Origin of the sequence: Telluria mixta, from assembly GCF_029223865.1 — a bacterium.
Lineage (GTDB): Bacteria > Pseudomonadota > Gammaproteobacteria > Burkholderiales > Burkholderiaceae_D > Telluria > Telluria mixta.
The window spans coordinates 4,360,503-4,380,805 of the sequence record NZ_CP119520.1 but is presented as its reverse complement, the minus strand read 5'-3'; the positions used below and the strand labels follow the sequence as shown (position 1 = coordinate 4,380,805).

Below are 20,303 nucleotides of genomic sequence, written 5' to 3'. Positions count from 1 at the left end.
GATGAGATACGTTGATATTGACGACGTCCGCCTGCACGTGCGGACCGATGGCGATCCCGCGCGGCCCTGCATCGTGCTGTCGAATTCCCTCGGCACGGACCTGTCGATGTGGGACCCGCAGGCCGCCGTGCTGGCCCGCGACTATCACGTCGTGCGCTACGACACGCGCGGCCACGGCCTGTCCGGTCGCAGGTCCGGGCGTAATACGGCACCCGTGACGCTCGACCGCCTCGGCAGCGACGTCGTCGGCCTGCTCGACGCGCTGGAGATTCAGCGCGCGCACTTCTGCGGCATCTCGATGGGCGGCATGATCGGTCAATGGCTGGGCATCCACGCGCCACAGCGCCTGGACAAGCTCGTGCTGGCCAACACCGCGGCGCGCATCGGCACGCATGAGGGCTGGACCGCGCGCGCCGCCCAGGTACGGGCCGGCGGCATGGATGGCGTGGCCGACGGCGCCGCGGCGCGCTGGTTCACGCCGGCCTTCGGCGCGCGCTCGCCCGGGCTCGTCGAGGCGATGCTCGTCCGGCTGCGCGAACAGGACCCGCAAGGCTATGCGGCGTGCTGCGATGCGCTGGCGCAGGCGGACCTGCGCGCCGACATCGCCGCCATCCGCTGCCCGACGCTGGTCATCGCCGGCCGCGCCGACCCCGTGACGACCGTCGCCGATGCGCGCATGCTGGCCGAGACAATCGCCAACGCCGCCCTGGCCGAAGTGGACGCATCGCATATCTCGAACATCGAAGCGGAACACCCCTTCTCCGAGCACCTGCGGCGCTTCCTCGCCGCCTGACCCCACCGGGCGCCCTCGCGGCGCCCTTTTTACATTTCACGACTCTTCCGAACGGTTCATGAAACTGCCTACATCGATTTTCTCGACGCTCGCACGACGCACGACCCGCGGACGTGCGTCCGCCATTGCCGCAGTCCCGTTCCACCCCGCGCCGGCCGAGCGCGCGGCGCCCGCGCCTGCGCCCCCTCGGCCGAGGACACACTCGCGCAGACCCTGCTCCGCTGCGACGCCCGCCTCGACGCATTGCAGGCGTCGACCGCGAACGCCCTCGTGCAGATGGAACGGGCCGGCGCGATCGCCGCCCATTCCGGCGAGGCGATCGAGCGTGGCAGCGGCGCGGTGCGCGACTCGGTCGCGTCGATCACCACCGTCGCCGACTACCTCGAGCGCACGTTCGCGAGCTCCCAGGCGTTGGCAACGCAGGCGGCGACCATCGGGAGCATCGTCGAGACCATCCAGAACCTCGCCAGGCAGACGAATCTGCTGGCCATCAACGCCGCCATCGAAGCGGCCCGCGCCGGGACCAGCGGCCGGGGTTTCGCCGTCATTGCCGCGGAAGTCCGCGAGCTGGCAGAGCGTTCCCGCAGCGCGGGCCAGCAGATCGGGAACATCGCGGCGCAGCTGAAGCGCTCGTCGGCATCCGCGATCGACGAAACCAGCGGAACGCTGGCACAGGCGCGGGACGGCGCCCGCAAGGCCGACAGCGCATTGCGGGCGATGGACGAGATCGTGGCCGGCGCAAGCCAGCGTGTACGGATCGTCCAGCAGGTCGTCGCCGCGCTGCAGGAACAGGAGTCCCTCGGGATGCAGCTGCGGGACGATATCGCGGGGCTTGGCGGGCCGGCGCAGGTCCGCGCCGACTGAACCCCACAAGCAAAAAGGGCGGATGTCGTTGCCGGCGCCGGGTCAGAACGCGTGCCGCAACCCCGCCATTACCCCGCTCTGCGCTTTCCCGGGCGCGGTCGTGCCGCCCGCATCCAGCGCGATCGCGGCCGCGCCGTGGTTGTCCATGCGACCAACGCCCGCATACACGGCGCTGCGCACGGACAGCGCGTACGTCAGGCGCGCGACTGCCAGGTTCGTGTCGTCGGGCGAGCCCTTGACGTCCTTGCGTGCCACCTGGGCATCCAGGGTCAGGCGCGGCGCCACCGGAATGCTTGCGCCGAGGTAGAACAGGTCGGACTCGGTGATACCCGTGGCGGCGTCCGTCTTGCGAGCGATGACGCCGGCGCCGATCTTTGTCGTACCGACCATCGCCCAGCCGTTGGCCGTGATGCGGCGGTCGTAGTGCGCGCTGCTCGTCAGTCCGCCCGCGGCACCCGTGTTCCCGTACAGCTTGTCGTACGTGGCGTTGATGCCGTAGGCCTTCGTGTCATAGCCAAGCAGCGCCGTGTATTGGCGGCAGGCGCGCGCATTGCCCGGCACCTCGCCCGCGCAGCCGGTGGCGGATGGGCCGCCGGCCGCCGACGCGTCGCGCCCGACGCTCCACGTGGCGCCGACCATCAGGCCGTCGAACGTGCCGAGATAGCCGATCGCGTTGTCGCTGCGCGCGTTCGGCAGGTATAAATCGATGCTGTTGATCGAGAAGAGATTGGGCCCCAGCACGTCGCTTTTCATCGTGGCGAGATAGGTCATATTGAGGATGCGGCCCAGTTGCAAGGTGCCCCAGCGGCCGCGCAGCCCGACCCAGGCCTGGCGTCCGAACAGGCGGCCGCCCTGCCCCAGGGTGCCGACGTCGGGGTTGAAGCCGCTCTCCAGATTGAACACGGCGGACATCCCGCCGCCGAGGTCCTCGCTGCCGCGAAAGCCGATGCGCGACGGCAGGCTGCCCGTCAGCGACGGTTCGCGCGTGACACTGTGGCCCACCGCGTCCGCGTTGTTCATGTGCGCGAGCGCCACGTCGACGATGCCGTACACCGTCACCTGGCTTTGCGCATGTGCGCCGCCCGCTCCCAGACCCGCCGCGAGGGCGATCGATACTGCTTTTTTCATCATGTCTCCGGTTGGTTATGATTCGGGCGGAGGCAAAGCTCCGCCCTGGATGCCGCGCACCCATGAAAAACGTATAGAGGGAATCGGGTCAGGCTTCGGCGACGGCGCCGACTTGCTGCGGCACGGCGGACGCAGAGCGGCCGTGGCGGATCAGGGAAACCGACACCGCGGCGATGACGGCCGGGATGGCCATCGCCTGGAAGTTCTGCTGCAGCGGCAGCGCCATGCCGACGAGCGTGCCGATGACGATCGGTGCGAGGATGGCACCGCTGCGGCCCACGCCCGACGCCCAGCCGATGCCGGTCGAACGGATCGCGGTCGGATAGAACTGGCCGGCATAGGCGTAGGTAACGATCTGCGTGCCGATGGTCGATGCACCGGCGAGGCCGACGAGCACGAACAGCACCGGCGTGGGCACCGGATAGCCCAGCAACGTGATCGATACGGCGGCGAGCGCATACATCGCGACCAGCACGTACTTGATGTGGAAGCGGTCGGCGAGCCAGCCGCCGCCGACCGCGCCGATGACGGCACCGAAGTTCAGCACGAGCACGAAGGTCAGCGCGGACCCGAGGCTGTAGCCCGCGCCGGCCATCAGCTTGGCGAGCCAGGAGCTCAGCGCGTACACCATGAACAGGCACATGAAGAACGCGATCCAGAACATCACGGTGGACAGGCCGCGGCCGTCCTGGAACAGCTGCCCGATCGGGGCGCCCTGCGCGCGGTCCGTGGCGGGCAGGTCGAAGCGGTCGCCGGATTCGGCGCGATACGACGGCTCCATGCGCGCGAGCGTGCGCTGCAGTTCGGCCAGCCGGTTGCGCCGCACGAGGAACGGCATCGATTCCGGCAGGCTTTTCAGGATGAACGGGATCAGCAGGACCGGCACGCCGGCCGCGAGGAATACGGACTGCCAGCCGTGGTGCTCGATCAATCCCTTGCCCAGCAGCGCGGCCAGCATGCCGCCGACCGCGTAGCCGCTGAACATCAGGGTGACCATCGTCGCGCGGATGCGCTTGGGCGAATATTCCGTCATCTGGGCGACCACGTTCGGCATCACGCCGCCGATGCCCAGGCCCGCGAGGAAGCGCATCGCGCTGAATACGTACGGATCGCTGCTCATGCCCGCGGCGGCCGTGAACACGCTGAACAGCGCGAGGCAGATGACGATGGCGTGGCGCCGCCCGATGCGGTCGGCGATCGTGCCGAGGAAGATCGCGCCGAACATCATGCCGAACAGCGCGGAACTGACCATGAAACCGGCGTTCTGCGCCGTCACGCCCATCTCCTTCATGATGGCAGGGAGCGCGATGCCGGCCACGGCGAGATCGTAGCCGTCGCAGATGATGATGAGGGCGCACCACGCGAGGATGCCGGCGTGGAAGCGGTTGAACCTGGCCCCGTCGGCCAGTGCGTGGATGTCGATATGTCTCATTGGGTTGTCTCCTTATGGATGTGTTGTCGTGGGGTGGTGCAGGATGCGGTGCGCCGCCATGCCGATGGCGACGCCCCAGAACGCGGCGCCGAGGCCGAGGAAGGTCATGCCGGACGCGGTGGCGAGGAAGGCGATCACGGACGCTTCGCGGTGATCCTCGGCGGCCATCACACCGGCGAGGTTCGAGCCGATGGCGCCGAGCAGCGCCAGTCCGGCCAGGCAGACGATCAGTTCCTTCGGCAGCGCGGCGAACAGCATGACAATGGAACCGCCGCACAGGCCCGCGAGCAGATAGAACACGCCGTTGGCGATGCCGGCCACGTAGCGGCGGCGCGGGTCCTCGTGCGCGTCGCGGCCCGTGCACATCGCGGCCGTGATGGCGGCGATCGCGATCGTGATGCCGCCCGTGCACGCAACGGCCAGCGACACGAGGCTGCACGTGACGATCACCGGCCGCGCCGGCGTGGCGTAGCCGGACGTCTTCAGCACCGCCATGCCGGGCAGGTACTGGCCGGTCAGCGTCACCAGCACGAGCGGCAGTGCGAGGCTGAACGTGCTGGTCCAGCTCCACGCGGGCGCGATCACCGAGGGCACGACGAACGCGAAGCGGACATCGGAGAAATGCGTTGCGCCGGACAGCCATGCGATGCCGGTGCCGGCGACGAGCAGCAGCACCACGCCGTAGCGCGGCACCGCGCGCCGGAACACGAGGTACGCGGCAATCATGCCGAACGCCAGCAGCGGCAGCGTGCCGGCCGTCTTGAACGCGTTCATCCCGAATGGCACGAGGATCCCGGCCATCATGCCGCTGGCGATCCCTTTCGGTACGTGGGCCATGATGCGTTCGAGGGAACCGGACAGGCCGATGGCGAGCAGGATGACGGCCGCGGTGAGATAGGCCCCGACGGCCTCGCGCAGCGGCAGCTGCGGAAACAGCGTGATGAGGAGCGCGGTGCCCGGTGCCGACCACGCCGTGATGACGGGCGCGCGCAAACGCCAGCTCAGGACGATGCCGGCGATGCCCGCGCCGACCGAGATGCCCCAAACCCACGATGCGAACATGGCGTCCGGCAGGCGGCCCGCCTGCGCGGCCTGGTAGAAGATCGCCAGCGGTCCGGAGAACGACACCAGCACGGCCAGGAAGCCCGCGGCCACGGCCGACAGGGATCCGTCGGACCAGCGCCGGCCGTGCGCGGCGGCGCATTCCACCTGTCCGGTGCCCATGGTGTCTCCTTGTTTTATCGTTATCGGAGCCAAGGGTAGAGAGATTGCACAGGCGCGTCCAAGACCGTTTTGGTATCCATTCGATACCTGATGGGTATGGCGTGTTTCCGTCTGTGTCAGGCGGCCGCCGCGACACAAACGGCCCGCCGCCTGACACATGGCGGAGATATGCCGGACAAAGCGCCGAGGTCTAATGAACTACATCGCGATCCCGCGAACAACCAATGGAGAACACCATGACGAAAACGACCATCCTCGCCGCCGCACCGCTGCTGGCGCTCGCCCTCTCGATCCCGGCCCACGCCGCCGACAGCTACGGCACCGTGGCACCTGCGACTTCCACGGCCGGCCGCGTGATCGACGTGACGCCGACCACCCGCTACGTGAACGTGGCGAACGGCGAGACCGTAACCATCCGGCTGGGCGGCGACACCTTCACCTGGACCGTGGCCACCCGCTCGAACGTGGATGCCGTGCCGCTCGCACGCGTCGCTCCGGAAGGCAGCCCGGCCACGTCGGCCGTCGTCTACGTCGGCCAAAGCGCCAGCTACCACAACAGCTGACCGTCAACGACGATGCCGGCCGAAGAACTCGAGCACCATACGGCTGGCATCCGGCCCTGCCTTGGCGTTGAAAGCGTGTGCCGGATCGCCGCCGCTCCATGCATGCCCCAGGCCGGCGATGCGCACCACGCGCAGCACGACCTTGCGCCCCACGAGGTAATCGTGGATCTCATGCGCATTACGACTGCCGCCCCGGCCCGCGGGCTTCACCGCGACCCGTGCCGCCGGGCCTGCCGGTAACCCGTTCAATTGCAGCCACTGGTGCGCCAGCTGCCGCTGGTTCACCGGATCCACCACCTGGTCGTCCTCGCCCTGGATCAGCAGCGCCGGCATCGGCGGCATCGGCGCGGCCGGGCGGCCCCGCAACAGGCCGCGGATGGCGGCGTCGGCCTGCTCCGCGGCACCATGGCGCATCACGCGCAACGCGCCGACCGGACCATGCCCGGCGCCGAATACGGGGCCGGAATGCAGCGCGACCGCCGCAATGAGTTCCGGATGGTTGAGTGCCAGTATCGCCGCCATCCCCGCGCCGGCGGACAGACCGCATGCATAGATCCGGCGCCGGTCGATGGAATGCTGTTCGCACACGTTCCCGATCAGGGACGCCAGCACCCCGGTTTCCGCGCCGCCTTCCTGCGTGGCCCGGTCGAACCAGCGCCAGCACCGCTGCGCCTGCACGGTCACCGACTGCTGCGGGTACAGCACCGCAAACCCCTTGTGTTCCGCCAGGTGGTTCATGCGCGTGCCCTGCGCGAACTGCGTGGCGCTCTGGTGGCAGCCGTGCAGCATCACGACGAGCGGCCAGCCGTCGCGTGGCCGCTCGTCCGGTGCACAGTCTGGCACATACAGCCAGTATTGCATGTCCCTTGCGCCAGCCGGCGTCGCGGCCAGCGGGAAGCGTCCCGCGAGCCACCTGCCGGTCGCGGGCGCGAGGCCAGGCCGCGAAATGCCTGACTTCGCCGCGGGTTTGCGCGGTGCGGCCTTGCGCGCCGGGCTGGACGGCGTCGGCGTGTAGACGTCCAGCAGCGTGGTCAGCATCGACTGTTGCGCCTTCGCGGCACGGGTCAGGCTGCGCAGCAGTCGTGTCTTTCGAACGGGTCTGGCCATGGCGTCCCGGCATGATATGTTGCACCGCAATATAACGCTACGCCGCGTCGAGCTCCGTGCGCTGGCGTACGTTGTCGGGCCTCAGCCGAACGTGAACGCGTAGGCCTCTGCCCCGCGATCGAGGAAGCGCACTTCGAAGCGGCGTGCGCGCACCTTGCCCGACTGGCGCACCAGCTGGTACAGGCGGGTGGCCGTGATGACGCCGTTGCCGTCCGCGTCGATGTCCGTGCCGTGGTCCGCGCCGGGCGGCTGGCCGTCCAGGGTCACCCTGATGCGCACCGGACGGCCCGCCACGCCGGGGCCGAGCACGAGGTGCAGGTCGCGGGCGCTGAACTGGTACGCGATGCGCGCGTCCGGCGCGTCCGCGACGGCGCTTTCCGCGCCCACGATCCAGCGTCCGGCGAGGCCCCACTGGTTCAGCGCGAGGCCACTCATGGAATACGTGCGCGGACGGTCCTCGGCCACCCGTTCCGCCGACCGGAAATTCTCCGCCTTGCGGTAGCCGACATAGGTCTCGTCGGACGCGAGACTGGCGAGATCGGGTGCGCGCTGCTCGCCGGGCGTGACCGGGTTCACGAAGGCGGTCGGCGCGGGCGCGCCGCCGCGGGCCTCCGCGAGCAGCGACTGGATCGCGCTTTCCGTGCGGGCGTAATCGCCTTCGCCGAACTGGTGGTAGCGCACGCGCCCCGCGGCATCGACGAGGTAGTACGCGGGCCAGTAACGATTGTTCCACGCGCGCCAGATCCGCTGGTCGCTGTCGACGGCGACGGGGAAGTCGATGCCGAAGCGGCCGATCGCCGCGTTCACGTTCGTCAGGTCCTGCTCGAACCGGAACTCGGGCGTGTGCACGCCGACGACGACCAGGCCCTGGTCGCGGTACCGCTCGGCCCACGCGCGGATGTAGGGCAAGGTACGGATGCAGTTGATGCAGGAGTACGTCCAGAAATCGACCAGCACGACCTTGCCGCGTAACTTCTGCGGCGTCAGCGGCGTGCCGTTGAGCCACGTGGTCGCGCGTCGAAGCCGGCGAACGTGCCTTCGACCGGCAGCGGGGCCGCGGCCGCGCTGAATGCGATGGCGCCGAGGCCGATGGCGAGGAGTCGGCGCGCGCTCATGGCTTGGCCAGTACGACCACGGGCTTGTTCTTCTCGACGATGTAGGTCGCCAGTTCCGCCGCATTGCCGCCGCCCACGTTGCGGGCCGAGTGCACGACGCCGGCCGGGATGTACACCGTCTCGCCCGTCTTGAGCAGCACGCGCTTGCCGTCCAGCTCGTATTCGATGGTCCCCTGCTCCACATGGGCGATCTCGACGCCGGGATGGGAATGGCGCGGGAAGGCGACGCCGGGCCCGAAATCGACGCGCACCTGGATCGCTTCGCGCGTGGCGTCGAAGTCGTGGCGCACGAGTTCCGTGCGGCCGATGCCGTTAGCGTCCAGCTGCTGCGCCATCGCGGGCAGCGTGGCGAGGGTCAGCGCGAGCAGCGCCAGGGTGGTTCGTGTCTTCATGTCGGCTCCTGTCCGGTTGTTCGAGCCGTCATTAACGCATCCCTGGTTGTCGGCGGCGTGTCGCCTTTGTGTCGACAAAGGGGGCCGATGTGTCCGGGGTAAGCCTCGACACAATCCGACACATTGCCCTACACTCTGTGGCACATATCGACGCCGAGGTCCGGGCATACGGTACCCGTCCAGCAAACTGTGTTCGCAATGCGGCACGCGCAATGGGCGGCTCGCACCGGGCGACCGGGCGTGGGCCTGCGCCGCTTGCGGCGCGCACGGCGCTACCCGAGGCGAGCCAGGCGGTAACGCGTGGCACTGCCGCCGGCCTGGGCCGGCGGGAGCCGGGAAAGTCACGCCTGTCAGGCACGAGCACGGTCAGCGAGACGGCTCGGGGCAGGAAGAGTACGCTGTGCACATTTGCACACGTAATCGATAGCAGAGAGGCCCTGCCGCTCTGCGGCGACATCGGCTGGCACGGACCTCTCTACTGATTGTTGGTGCCGGTATATTTCCCGACCGCCGGCTCCGGTAGCAACACCTCTACGGGCGTCATTGCGCTTGTCTCCTCTTTCTCCTCAAGCGTTTTGCATCTTAGATCGACGTCATCAAAATGCGCTGATGTACGTCAACAACCGGTCTGCTCCAGAACGCGATTGGTCGACAGTGTTCGCCTGTGCAAGTCGGTAGCGACGCTCTAGTTTTCCGAACGTAAATTGATCTTCGTCAACGCGCGAAATGATGCGTGTCATAAATTGCGTTGATGGAGCAGAGAACTGACCGGCTGACAGCCCTGTACATCGATGCGATACTGAACTTCTGTGAACCGGGGTATCGGCAGTGCGCCGTTATCGCCCTGCTCGACCATGGCCTGTCGTTGAATGCGGTGCTGCGCATCCTGGACCGCCCATGCGATCGAAGACAGAGCCTCCTGCCATCGGATGATTCCGTTCCGCCGACGGCCCCGGTTCCGGCTGGATCGGACAGGCGCAATTGCGGTCGTGACAGCGCCCCGGAGGGTCTCGTCTCGTCAAAAACATAGCGTTTCGCATATCGATCAGGCATCGGTGTACCAGCCACACCACGATATCGTTGCATCGCGTGCTACGAATACGTCTCCTTGTTCCACATTTCATCCTGTCGGTCACCCGAGTGAGGTACTCTGGATGTCTTCACCCATTCGAGCCGGATACGCTGCCCATGCGAGACCAGATGAAACTGCCAGACAGCGTTAACGCGCTCATGAACTACGTCGACGGTGCCGGTTGGACTGAACATGCGGAGGTCGTCGTACAGATCATGATGTCGAGCGTGCACCCGGACATCGAGTCATCCATCGCGACGGCAGCGTGTCTTCCGTATCATCTGCGCACGCGCGTTGCCCATTTCCTGACCGAGATCCTCACGGGCGCCCTCGACAACGAGCAGCGGCACGCCATTTTTTCGTGGACGCAGTGCTGGGCGCTGGCAAGCCTCGACCAGTAAGCGCCGCCGTATCTCACTTCCGGCGCCTGCCGGCGCTTGACAGCCTACCTACTAGAAGGTAATCTCGCTGTCATGAATAAATCGCTCTCGACTGCTGACGATATCCTCGCCTGCGCACGTTCCCTGATCGTCGCCGGCGGTTACAACGGTTTCAGCTATGCAGACATTGCCGAGGTCGTTGGCATCCGCAAGCCGAGCATCCACCACCACTTCCCGAGCAAGGCTGACCTGGTGAAGACCCTCGTCATCCGGTATCGGGGGGCCGCAGAGGAAGGCATCGCCAATCTCGAGCGCGCCGTGCCGGGACCGCTCGATCAACTTCGCGCTTACATCGGCTACTGGAAAACATGCATCGGCGACGCGAGCGCGCCGTTTTGCGTGTGCGCCTTGCTGGCCAATGAATTGCCGGTATTGCCGGAAGAGATCGCGCTCGAGATCCGCGCGTATTTCCGCTTCCTGTCGGGCTGGCTCACGTCGGTCCTCGAACGCGGCGCGGCGCTCGGCGTCGTGGCGCTCACCGGTACGCCGCGCGTCGAAGCGGAAGCCTTCATGGCGACCGTGCACGGCGCCATGTTGTCGGCCCGCGCCTATGGCGATACCGCCATCTTCGGCACCATCATGGACCCGCAGCTGGCGCGCCTGTCGGCTGGGGCCTGATCGCACCTTATGTCCGGGTCCGGTTCGCCGGGCCTTTTTTTAGCACGAGCAACCTACCAACTAGTAGGTCGAATTTACCAAAGGAGTCATACCATGCCGCATCCCCTCTCGAGTCTCGGCGCCATCCATACGGTGCTGAGCCTGATCCCCATCGTTGCCGGCCTGCTGGCCTTCGTTCGTCACGGCCGCATCGATCCGGCCAGCGGCCCGGGTAAAGTCTATTGGGCGGGCATGGTCGCGTCCGTCGTCACCACCGTCGGACTGTCGAGCACGGGCGGGTTCAATCCGGGACATGCGCTCGGCCTGCTGACGTTGCTGGTGATGGCGTGCGCCACCGTCGCGCCCCGCATCGCCTTCCTCGGCCGTGCAGGCGCTTATCTGCAGGTCGGCCTGATGTCGTTCAGCTTCATGCTGCTGCTGGTGCCGGGGACGAACGAGACGCTGAGCCGTCTGCCTGTCGGCCATCCGATCGGACATGGTCCGGACTCGCCGCCCGTCAAGCTGGCGCTGGCCTGCGTGTTCGCGCTATTCCTGCTCGGCACCGGTTACCAGATGCTGCGGCTGCGCCGTTCGAGAGCCTGATCCGGCTCGCCGGATCCTCCCTTACAGCCGTCCACGCAGTTCGAGCGCGATCGTGCGCGGCTTGGTCACATAGCTGTAAGGCGAGCCCACGACCGAACCCAGCGTACTGATCGCTACATATTGCCGGTTGGTGAAGTTCGTCACGACCATGCCCACGCCCCAGTTGCCGGACGGCGCCGACCACCCAAGACGCACATCGACTTTCTCGCGCGCCGCCCCGGTATCGACGCTGCCGCCGGGGTTGCACGTCCCCTGCGCCCTCGTGTCGGCATTGCAGCGCCGCTCACCCATGTAGCCGAGCATCACGTTGAAATCCGCCGTCCCGTTCCACAGCGGCCAGCGCGCGCTGGCGCCGGCACTGGCACTCAGGCGCGGCGCGCCGGCCGGCTGGCCGTCCAGCCTGACCCCACCCGGCGACACGTAGTGCGCATAAGTCTGGTCGAGGTAGGCCAAGGCACCGTTCAGGCGCCAGATCCGGTTGAGCGTCCACTGCGCGCCCAGCTCGGCGCCCGTGGCGCGCTGGTCGCTGTTCACGACCTGGTAGCTGGGCACGCCGGCGCCGGCGTTGGACGGCACCAGGGTCAGGCTTTGCAGGTTGGTGTAGGCGTAATGGAAGATCGACGCGTCGTAGGACAGGCCCAGCGCACGCACCCGCCCCTTGATGCCGATCTCGGTATTCGTCACCAGTTCCTCGTCGTAGTAGCCGTTCACGCCGAGGGAATCGAAACCGCCGGCCAGATAGCCCTTGCTCCACGAGCCGTACACCATGTGGTCCGGCGTCAGGTGCCGGTCCAGGACGATACGCGGGCTGAAGTTGTTCCAGCTCCTCGATGCCGGGAACGGCCTGGTGCTCGCTACGGCGTTGTTGAACTCGACATTGCGTGCCACGACGGCCTGCAGCGATGCGGCCTGTTGCGGGGTCAGCAGTTTCAGGGCGACAGCGGTCGGAAACAGCTGCGCTTGCTGCATGACCGCGAGGCGAGCGTCGAGCTCGCTGGCGATACGCGGTGGGTTGTACCAGCTGAAGCGCTTGTCGTCGTGCGTGAAGCGGCCGCCGACGGTCAGGTTGGTGACAGGGTCAAGATGCCAGAGCAGGTCGCCATATACGGCATACGCGCGGTACTCGCCCTTGTCGTGGATGCTCTCGCGCCACGGCAGGCCGGCGAGGCTCAGCCCTTGCAGCGCCGCGTTGCCGGTGGCGCGGCCGATGCCCTGGGCCAGGCTGGTCAGCGTGGCATAGGGCGCGCTGCCGGCCGCATGACGAATCAGCGTGTCCAGCGAAAGCGTGGTCAAGTCGACGTGTTGCGTCTGGGTGGCGCGCTCGCGATAGGCGCTGACGCCGCCCACCCAGTCGAGCGCGCCGGTCTGGCCGCTCAGCTTGAACTCCTGCTGCCAGGTCGAGTTCGATTCGACGTTGCCGATGCCGATATACGCTGCCGGATTCACCGAGCCGTCGTTATCCTGCCAGTTCTGCGTATTGAAGTGGCGGTAGGCGGTGATGCTGCTCAGTGTCGCATGGCGCAGCGGCGTCGTCACACGCAGAGTGAGGCCGTCGAAGGTGCGCGACTGCGCATTGGGCACGGCATCGGAGGCCAGCGGCTGCTTGCGCGGATCGACCCATGTCGCGGGCCCGCCGAAATCGATCTTCCCGCCCGTGAGGGAAAACACCGGCGGGCCGGACACACGCATCACCCCGTGTTCCCAGCCGAGAATGGCGTCGCTGTCGTCGCGCCGCCAGCGCACGGTGGCGCGCACGCCCCGTTCACCGTCGTCGCCCATGCGCTTCCCGTCGAAGGTGTTCCGGACCCATCCGTTGTCGCGCTGGTCGATCGCCGAGATGCGCAGTGCCAAACCTTCGGCCAGCGGGGTGTTGTAGAGCAGCTCGGTATGGACCGCGCCGCGGGTGCCGACCCGGACCAGTCCGCTCGCTTCGATCCGCTCGACCGGATCATTGGTGACAATGGAGATGACGCCGGCTGCCGCATTGCGTCCAAACAGCGTGCCCTGCGGACCTTTCAATACCTCGATCCGCTTGACGTCATTGAAGTTCAGCAGCGATCCCCCGGTCTTGCCGACGTACACGGAGTCGGTAAAGATGCCGACCGGCGAGTCCGTGCCGATGCCATAGTCCAAGGTGCCGACGCCACGCAGGAAGATGATTGGACGGGTGGATTGCAATGGCTCGACCGACAAGCCGGGGACGAACGCGTCCAAGTCGGCGAGGTTGACCACGCCGACATCCTTGAGCGCGCTGCCGGCCAGCGTCTGCACGGCGATCGGCACGTTCTGGATTTCCTGGGTCCGGCTCTGCGCGGTGACTGTGACCACCGGCATGACATCCTGGGCGCGACAGGTTTCCGGCACGCCCGCCGCCGCAACCGTCGTGGTCAGTGCAAGCCGGACGGCATGCCTGTTCATACGCCGATGCAAATTCCGCCGACTCGACTTCATCACAGGCCCAAGAAATATTCGATCAATTCGATAAAGGATTACTTCAACGAAGCATAAATCCTCGCGATCAGAACGCCAAGCCTCGGCATGCGAAATTGGAAAAAAAGCCTGCGTCGAATACAGGTCAAGCGCTGTATGCCCTGGTTTTCTCGGGCAGAACCCGCCCTCGGCCGGCCTTCTTCGCCTCGTACATCCAATAATCGGCTTCCTTGAGGAGATCAGCCCCCGACACGCTGCTCTCGGGCGTGAAGATGGCGATACCGATACTGGCGCCGACGGTAGCGCCCTGCCCGCACAGGTCGACAGGGGTCGAGATCTGCTCGACGAGCTTCTGCGCCACCGCATGCACGTCCGGAAAGGTATCCGTCATGTCTTCCAGAAGCACCGTGAATTCGTCGCCCGCCAGGCGGAATACGCTGTCGGTCTTGCGCACCGTATCCTGCAGACGGCTGGCAATCTCGCACAGCAGCTTGTCGCCCGCCTCATGGCCGTGGGTGTCGTTGACGGCCTTGAATCCGTCCAGGTCGATGAACAGCACGCCGAGCATCTTGCCGGTGCGCCTCGAGCGCGCCTGTGCGATCGGAAGGCTTTCGGTCAGAGCGCGTCGATTCAAGAGCCCGGTCAGCGCGTCGTGGCGCGAGTCGTACTCTCGCTGGGCCTCGAGCGCCTTGCGTTCCGTGATGTCGTGCAGGAAGGCGCTGAAGATCGTCGTGCCTTTCACTTCGAGCGCGGTGATCCGCACTTCCACCATGAGCCGTGAGCCATCCTTGCGTACGGCCGGGAGTTCGAGTCGCTTGCCCAGGACGGTCGCCGCGCCGGTGGCCAGGTAACGCGCCATCCCTCGACGATGCATGTCCCCCATCTCGGCCGGAATGATCAAAGCGTCCAGCGGCCGCCCGATCGCCTCGCCGGCGCTCCATCCGAAGGTCGTCTCGGCCTGCCGGTTCCACTCGCGCACGATGCCGTCCTGGTCCAGGCCGATGTAGGCATCGTTGGCGTTCTCGATCACGCTGCGCAGTTCGGCTTCCCGGTCCTTCAGCAATTGCTCGGCTTGCCGCTGGTGGGCCATGGCACTCTGCAGCATGCCAACCGCGTCGTTCAATTCCGTGGTACGGGTCGCGACGCGTGTTTCCAGATCGGCGCGAAGCGCCTGCAGCTTCGCTTCGGCCTCCTTCTGCGCCTGGATTTCCTTGATGGCCGCGACGTAGTACAGCAGTTCGCCATCCGGTCCGGTTTTCTTCGTGACGTTCAGGTTGATCCAGACGAGGCTGCCATCCTTCCTGACGTAGCGCTTCTCCAGCTGGTACTGGTCGATGGTTCCGGCTTCCAGTTGCCGCAGCAACGCGAGGTCCGTGTCCAGGTCCGGCGGATAGGTAATGTCGCGGAAGGTCGTCCGGTACAGTTCCCCCGGCGCGTAGCCAACGATGCGGCACAACGCCTCGTTGACGCTCAGCCAGCCGCCATCCGGTGCCACCATCGCCATGCCGACGCTGGCAAGGTCGAAGACCGACCGGAACCGCGCCTCGCTGTACGCGATCGCATCGCCGGACCGCTCGACGCTGTGACGCGCGACTGCCAACGCTTCGCGGTAATGCATTTCTTTCGTCACGATGTCGGCGAGGTCCCGCAACGCCTGCAGGTCGTCGGCAGACAGCTGACGCGGCCGCGAGTCGATGGCGCACAGCGTCCCCAGCGCGTGACCGCCGGCGCTGCGAATCGGGACGCCGGCGTAAAACCTGATGTTCGGGTCGCCGTTGACGAGGGCGTTGTCCTCGAACCGCGGATCGGCAGTGGCATCGGGAACGACCAGCGGCGCGCTCTGCAGGATGGCGTGCGCGCAGAAGGCGACCTCGCGGGAAGTCTCCTCGACGTCCAGTCCAACGCGCGACTTGAACCATTGGCGGTCCTTGTCGACCAGCGAGAACACGGCAATGGGCACACCAAGCAGGCGCGTCGTCAGGCGGGTGATCTGGTCGAAGACCGGTTCCGGGGCGGTATCCAGGATGTCGAGGGACTTGAGCAGTTCCTGGCGCTCCAGTTCGTCGGGAGGAAGAGATGCTGCTGGCATACGGCAATTCGCTAAGTGGATCGAGGCTCAACGCCCATGCCCGGCACTTTACCAGACAAGCACGTTTGAGCTCGACGACATCGCTACGCTCGGACCTCGTAGACAAGCCGGTTGCTCTGAGAACGTAGTAGGTTACGGAACTGCTGACGTAGATGAGCGCCAATACACTGATCTGCAAGAATACTGGAGGCGAGGACGGGAGTCGAACCCGTCTAGACGGCTTTGCAAGCCGTTTTGGCGCTTACAAATCTCTGGCCGACTTCGGCCCCTCAGAGGAGCTATCGGCCATCACAGATCGCTTATTGAAGACGGATGGCATAGTCGAAAACCCAGGTACGCCGGATTTCGATGACGTCATACCGGCGCGCAAGCGACGGCGAGAACGCCCCATAAGGCGCTTGGCTGGCAATGACCTTGCGTATGGCATCGTCGAGAGCCGGAACGCCACTCGACACTTCAAACGTCACCTTTTCCACGGAGCCGTCAGCACGCACCGCAATCGTCACCATGGGTTGTGTGTGCGGCTGCTTGAGCACCTCACGCACCATGTCGATTGTCATATTCAGCTCGATCTTCCGGCTCATCGCGTCTGCGTACAACACCAGATCCCGGTCGGAGTCCGCACGCCCGAACAGCCATCGCCGACGCAGGCTGCTCGCCGTCGGCAACGGCGAGTTGACCTGACGGTCCGCAGTGTTTTCGCGCTGAGCCCGTTCGAGGTCGAGTTGCCTGCCGATCTGACGTAACCGATCTTCGCGCGCCGATTCCTGCGCCGCGCGCTCAGCCAGTGCCTGTTCCTTTTTCGCGAGCTCCTGCCGTGCCGCTTCCTGCCGTGCCGCTTCCTGCCGTGCCACCACCTGGCGCGCCGCTTCCTGCCGTGCCACTTCCTGGCGTGCCGCTTCCTGCCGTGCCGCCTCCTGCCGTGCCACTTCCTGCCGTGCTGCCTCTTGCCGTGCCATTTCCTGCCGTGCCGCTTCCTGCCGTGCTGCCTCTTGCCGTGCCACTTCCTGCCGTGCCGTTTCCTGCCGTGCCGCTTCCTGGCGTGCTGCTTCCTGCCGTGCCGCTTCCTGCCGTGCCACCACCTGGCGCGCCGCTTCCTGGCGCGCCGCTTCCTGTCGAGCTTCTTCTCGCTTTGCGGCTTCCCGCCCGGCCAGCTCCTGCTTCGCGGTTTCCTGACGTGCCGCTTCAACACGGGCTACCTGCTGCCGCGCTTGATCCTGCTTTGCGGCTTCCAGGCGGGTCGCTTCAAGATCGGCGGCCTGCTGTCGCGCAGTCTCCTGCCTCACCGCTTCTTCCTTTGCCAGCTCTTGTTTTGCCGCCTCTTGCCTGGCCAACTCTTGTTTTGCCTCTTCCTGCTGCGCTTCCAACTTCGAAAGCTCTTGCTTGGCTACCTCGGTCCTCGTCGCTTCCTCCTGCCCGGCCAGTGCCGCATCGCGCCGCAGCTTTTCCTGCCGCCTTGCTTCACGTTGAGTCTTGGCGAGAATCTCCACTTGCCGCGCCCGCCCCACGTCGGTAGGTGCCTGCTCTGCGACCTGTGCTGATGGCTCCAGCTGCTCAACCGGCTGAATCACAAGTTTCTCCGCTTTCCCGAACTCTCTGGGTTCGGAAGGCAGGTTTCGTGGACGGACGACGTTGGTGATGACCTTGTGCGCCGCGACGGGCGCCGATGCCAACTCTTGTGGAGCCGGGAGAAGGTGCGCCGAGGGCGTCGCTCCTTCGCTGACGCGCTCGTGCACTGGGGCGGGAGGGGCCGGCATTGGCGGTAATCGCGGCGCCAGTCTAACCTGTAGCCCGTCTGCGCGAAGTCGTCGCGCTTCCCAAAAAAAGGTGAAACCCGGCATCCCGAACGATTGCCCGCCGAGCGAAATGCTCAACAACAACGCATGCGCCAGCAAAGACAACAACAATGCTGTGGTTGATCGCCAATGTGCGCGCTGTGCTGTCGAAGCGATTATCAAATGTAAGCCTTGTGCGGGTCCAATGAATGCAGTCACCGATTTTACATATTCGATAACTCAAGCGATAGGATGGCGGCCGGTCGAGCCAGCATAGCAAGCTGCCGGACTGAGAAACTCTCGTACTATCACGACAGGACGCTCTCGGCCAATGGCCGACGGTGTGGAGGCTTCAGTGTACGGTGTTGTTGCTTGTACAGCAATCCGTAGTGAAGGCGCTGGTCGCTCTCGGTAGGGATCGCCACGGCATGTAGGCATTCAACAGCCTGAATGCTCTGAGCGCGCTAACAGCCCTTGCGCAGCTCGGCGGCTAACTGTCCTCCACAGGAAACAGGAGGAATGCTCTAGAATTAGTCAAACGACTGACGTGGATCAGCGCAGAAGCACTGATCTACAGATATCTGGAGGCGAGGACGGGAGTCGAACCCGTCTAGACGGCTTTGCAGGCCGTTTTGGCTCTTACAAATCAAAGAGTTAGCTCAGCACCACATTTTGCACCACATGAGTTCGTCGCATTCGAGGTGCAGAGCGCCGTCTACCATCGACTTTTACTTGACATCCCCAGGCGTGGCTTCGGCCTGCGCTTCGTTCGCGACTTGCTTGGCAAGCTGCATGGCGGCTTTAACTGCAAGCGTCTACGATCCCTGCTTCGACACCGCCAACGCGATATTCACGCAGCAATTACGGCTCGACTATTACTCTAGACCTGAGCAGGGACGATCGGATCGCGCAGGTAAAACGTAAGGTCCCGGCAAGGCATACATACCTAATCCCTACCTCGATCAGTGTCTGTAGTCTTAGAGAGCCGACCTCTGCCATCTCGTTCAGCACGATTCTATGCTCCACCGCGACTGGTCCAGTCTGTCACATCATGAGTTCGGCCGGCGAACGGAGTTAGGGGCCAAACGGCTCAGCGATGGGCAAGCTGCCGCCCGGTCGAGCATCTTGATCATCGTTCCGCGTACCCGCATGTAATTGCGGAGGCATCGGCCTTCCTAATCTAGCGCGCCAGACCCAGTTCGCCATTCGTCGCCCGCGCCTGGCGCCCCCCTTTGTCGGCCCGCCGCGCCATGCTCTGCAGGTCGAGCGGGCGCGTGAGCCGGTGGCGCGCCAGCGCCGCGCCGCCTATCGCGACCACGTCCGCGCCGAAGCGCGAAGTGCGGATTTCCGGCGCGGTCAGCATCGCGGCATCCGCGTACTCGCCCAGCACCCGCCGCGCCGGCTCGATCAGCGTGTCGCCCAGCCGCACTGCCGGTCCGCCGATGACGATCGCCATCGGGTCGAAGCTGGCCCAGAGGTTGTTGAGCAGGACGCCGAGCTGGCGGCCGGCTGCGTCCACTGCGGCGCAGGTGGCCGGGTCGCCGTCGACCACGCGGCGGAACAGCCGGTCCAGCGCGGGATGGCTGGGCCGTTCGGCGCCTAGCAGCGCGCCGAGGCCGATCAGGGCATCGGCGCAGCCGCGCCTGCCACACGAGCACAGCGGCCCGCCGGCCTGCAGGATCGCGTGGCCCGCTTCGCCGGCAAAGCCGTGCAGGCCGGTCAGCAGGCGGTCGTTTACGATCACGCCGGCGCCCACGCCATAGCCGATTGACAGATAAATCAAGGGATCGGTGCTGGCCTGGTCTGCGAATTCGAACTCGCCCAGCGCGGCGACGTTCGCCTCGTTCTGCATGTACAGCGGCAGGCCGTCCAGCGGCGAGCCCTTGGCGTGGGCCTGGACGATCCCGGCCACGTCCACGTCACGCCAGCCGAGGTGGGGCGCGTGGTGCAGCAGGCCCAGCGCCTCGTCGACGGCGCCGTGCAGGCCGATGCCCACGCCGAGAACGGGGCGCCCGAGCCGTTTCGCCATCTTCGCGAGCGCGAGCGCGGCCAGCCGGATGCACGACGTGGGGTCGCCCGGATCCTCGTACGTGAGGATGCGCGTGTCGAGGACTTCGCCCAGCAGGTTCGTCGCGACGACGCGGGCTTCGTCCACGCCCAGTTCGGCGCCGAGCAGGGCCAGGCGCGACGGATCGAGATGCAACGGCGTGGCACGCCGGCCGACTTCGCCCGTCACGAGCAGCTCGCTTTCGGTGAGCCAGCCTTCGTCGACCAGTGCGCGCACGAGCAGGCTGATGCCGGCCTTGGTCAGGCCCAGCACGTCGGCCAGCGCCGCGCGCGACAGCCCGGGCTGGGTGCTCACCTGGCGTACGACGGCCATGCGGTTCAGTTGTTTGAGGAGTTGCTGGTCACCGGTAACTTGCATGGGGTAAGAAAATCAAGTGGTTGTGATGATTATGCAACGGGTTGGAAAAATTTGTTGATCATGCAAACTGCATATTTGCAACATCTTTCCCGTCTCGCAACGCGAAGTCTCACGGCCCGGTCATCCTCATCGTATTGGATGAAGTGATTGATTTAATTATGAAATCGATTTCTCGCGTACGTACCGACATCAATGTACGTACGTTACGTAATCCCCGCTTTCACAATCAAAACTGTATCCCGCCGTGGTGCACC

Annotated in this window: 17 protein-coding genes and 1 tRNA gene; 6 read left to right on the top strand and 12 right to left on the bottom strand. The window is 65.8% G+C overall.

Annotated elements, in window-relative coordinates; all coding sequences use genetic code 11:
- The first annotated feature begins 1 nt into the window (after position 1).
- Both pcaD and P0M04_RS19600 read left to right on the top strand, forming a co-directional pair.
- Entirely contained in the window at positions 2-793 is a 792-nt protein-coding gene (gene pcaD / locus P0M04_RS19605) for a 3-oxoadipate enol-lactonase (RefSeq protein ID WP_259447437.1), read from the top strand.
- 243 nt (positions 794-1,036) lie between these two features.
- Entirely contained in the window at positions 1,037-1,657 is a 621-nt protein-coding gene (locus P0M04_RS19600; RefSeq protein WP_281042047.1) for a methyl-accepting chemotaxis protein, read from the top strand.
- 42 nt (positions 1,658-1,699) lie between these two features.
- On the opposite strand, the gene P0M04_RS19595 is transcribed toward P0M04_RS19600, so the two are convergent.
- The 3 genes from P0M04_RS19595 to P0M04_RS19585 all read right to left on the bottom strand — a co-directional run bounded on the left by P0M04_RS19595 (position 1,700) and on the right by P0M04_RS19585 (position 5,441).
- Positions 1,700-2,785 carry a porin gene (locus tag P0M04_RS19595; RefSeq protein WP_259447439.1) on the bottom strand — a complete coding sequence of 362 codons (1,086 nt, stop codon included), beginning with the start codon at positions 2,783-2,785 and terminating at the stop codon, positions 1,700-1,702.
- An 88-nt stretch (positions 2,786-2,873) separates the two neighbouring features.
- Complete coding sequence (locus P0M04_RS19590) at positions 2,874-4,217, bottom strand: MFS transporter (protein WP_259447440.1); 1,344 nt, start codon at positions 4,215-4,217, stop codon at positions 2,874-2,876.
- 12 nt (positions 4,218-4,229) lie between these two features.
- Entirely contained in the window at positions 4,230-5,441 is a 1,212-nt protein-coding gene (locus P0M04_RS19585; RefSeq protein ID WP_259447441.1) for a benzoate/H(+) symporter BenE family transporter, read from the bottom strand.
- 236 nt (positions 5,442-5,677) lie between these two features.
- On the opposite strand from P0M04_RS19585, the gene P0M04_RS19580 reads away from it, so the two are divergent.
- Positions 5,678-6,004, top strand: a complete 327-nt coding sequence (locus P0M04_RS19580; RefSeq protein ID WP_259447442.1) for a CzcE family metal-binding protein — start codon at positions 5,678-5,680, stop codon at positions 6,002-6,004.
- Between the two features lie 3 nt (positions 6,005-6,007).
- Here P0M04_RS19580 and P0M04_RS19575 read toward each other — a convergent pair whose 3' ends face one another.
- The 4 genes from P0M04_RS19575 to P0M04_RS19560 all read right to left on the bottom strand — a co-directional run bounded on the left by P0M04_RS19575 (position 6,008) and on the right by P0M04_RS19560 (position 8,618).
- Positions 6,008-7,111, bottom strand: coding sequence for an extracellular catalytic domain type 1 short-chain-length polyhydroxyalkanoate depolymerase (locus P0M04_RS19575; protein ID WP_259447443.1), 1,104 nt, complete (start codon positions 7,109-7,111; stop codon positions 6,008-6,010).
- A gap of 81 nt (positions 7,112-7,192) precedes the next feature.
- The gene (locus tag P0M04_RS19570) at positions 7,193-8,068 is read right to left on the bottom strand and encodes a redoxin family protein (RefSeq protein WP_259447444.1); all 876 of its coding nucleotides are present in this window, start codon (positions 8,066-8,068) and stop codon (positions 7,193-7,195) included.
- Positions 8,069-8,094: 26 nt separating this feature from the next.
- Positions 8,095-8,226, bottom strand: coding sequence for a hypothetical protein (locus P0M04_RS19565; RefSeq protein ID WP_259447445.1), 132 nt, complete (start codon positions 8,224-8,226; stop codon positions 8,095-8,097).
- Complete coding sequence (locus tag P0M04_RS19560; RefSeq protein WP_259447446.1) at positions 8,223-8,618, bottom strand: cupin domain-containing protein; 396 nt, start codon at positions 8,616-8,618, stop codon at positions 8,223-8,225. The genes P0M04_RS19565 and P0M04_RS19560 overlap by 4 nt, the downstream gene beginning before the upstream one ends.
- A gap of 1,188 nt (positions 8,619-9,806) precedes the next feature.
- Between P0M04_RS19560 and P0M04_RS19555 the strand changes: the two genes are divergently transcribed.
- From P0M04_RS19555 to P0M04_RS19545, 3 genes are all read left to right on the top strand, one after another.
- Complete coding sequence (locus P0M04_RS19555) at positions 9,807-10,091, top strand: hypothetical protein (RefSeq protein WP_259447447.1); 285 nt, start codon at positions 9,807-9,809, stop codon at positions 10,089-10,091.
- A 72-nt stretch (positions 10,092-10,163) separates the two neighbouring features.
- A complete protein-coding gene (locus P0M04_RS19550) occupies positions 10,164-10,748 on the top strand; it encodes a TetR/AcrR family transcriptional regulator (protein WP_259447448.1) in 585 nt (194 codons plus the stop codon).
- A gap of 93 nt (positions 10,749-10,841) precedes the next feature.
- Entirely contained in the window at positions 10,842-11,330 is a 489-nt protein-coding gene (locus P0M04_RS19545) for a hypothetical protein (protein ID WP_259447449.1), read from the top strand.
- Positions 11,331-11,351: 21 nt separating this feature from the next.
- Here the strand turns inward: P0M04_RS19545 and P0M04_RS19540 are convergent, their stop codons facing one another.
- The 5 genes from P0M04_RS19540 to P0M04_RS19520 all read right to left on the bottom strand — a co-directional run bounded on the left by P0M04_RS19540 (position 11,352) and on the right by P0M04_RS19520 (position 20,049).
- Positions 11,352-13,748 carry a TonB-dependent receptor gene (locus tag P0M04_RS19540; RefSeq protein ID WP_281042046.1) on the bottom strand — a complete coding sequence of 799 codons (2,397 nt, stop codon included), beginning with the start codon at positions 13,746-13,748 and terminating at the stop codon, positions 11,352-11,354.
- A 157-nt stretch (positions 13,749-13,905) separates the two neighbouring features.
- Positions 13,906-15,849, bottom strand: a complete 1,944-nt coding sequence (locus P0M04_RS19535) for a PAS domain S-box protein (RefSeq protein ID WP_259447451.1) — start codon at positions 15,847-15,849, stop codon at positions 13,906-13,908.
- A gap of 184 nt (positions 15,850-16,033) precedes the next feature.
- A tRNA-Ser gene (locus P0M04_RS19530) sits at positions 16,034-16,116 on the bottom strand.
- A 32-nt stretch (positions 16,117-16,148) separates the two neighbouring features.
- Positions 16,149-17,522, bottom strand: coding sequence for a histone H1-like repetitive region-containing protein (locus tag P0M04_RS19525; protein ID WP_259447452.1), 1,374 nt, complete (start codon positions 17,520-17,522; stop codon positions 16,149-16,151).
- Between the two features lie 1,282 nt (positions 17,523-18,804).
- Positions 18,805-20,049 carry an ROK family protein gene (locus P0M04_RS19520; protein WP_259447453.1) on the bottom strand — a complete coding sequence of 415 codons (1,245 nt, stop codon included), beginning with the start codon at positions 20,047-20,049 and terminating at the stop codon, positions 18,805-18,807.
- Between the last annotated feature and the right edge of the window lie 254 nt (positions 20,050-20,303).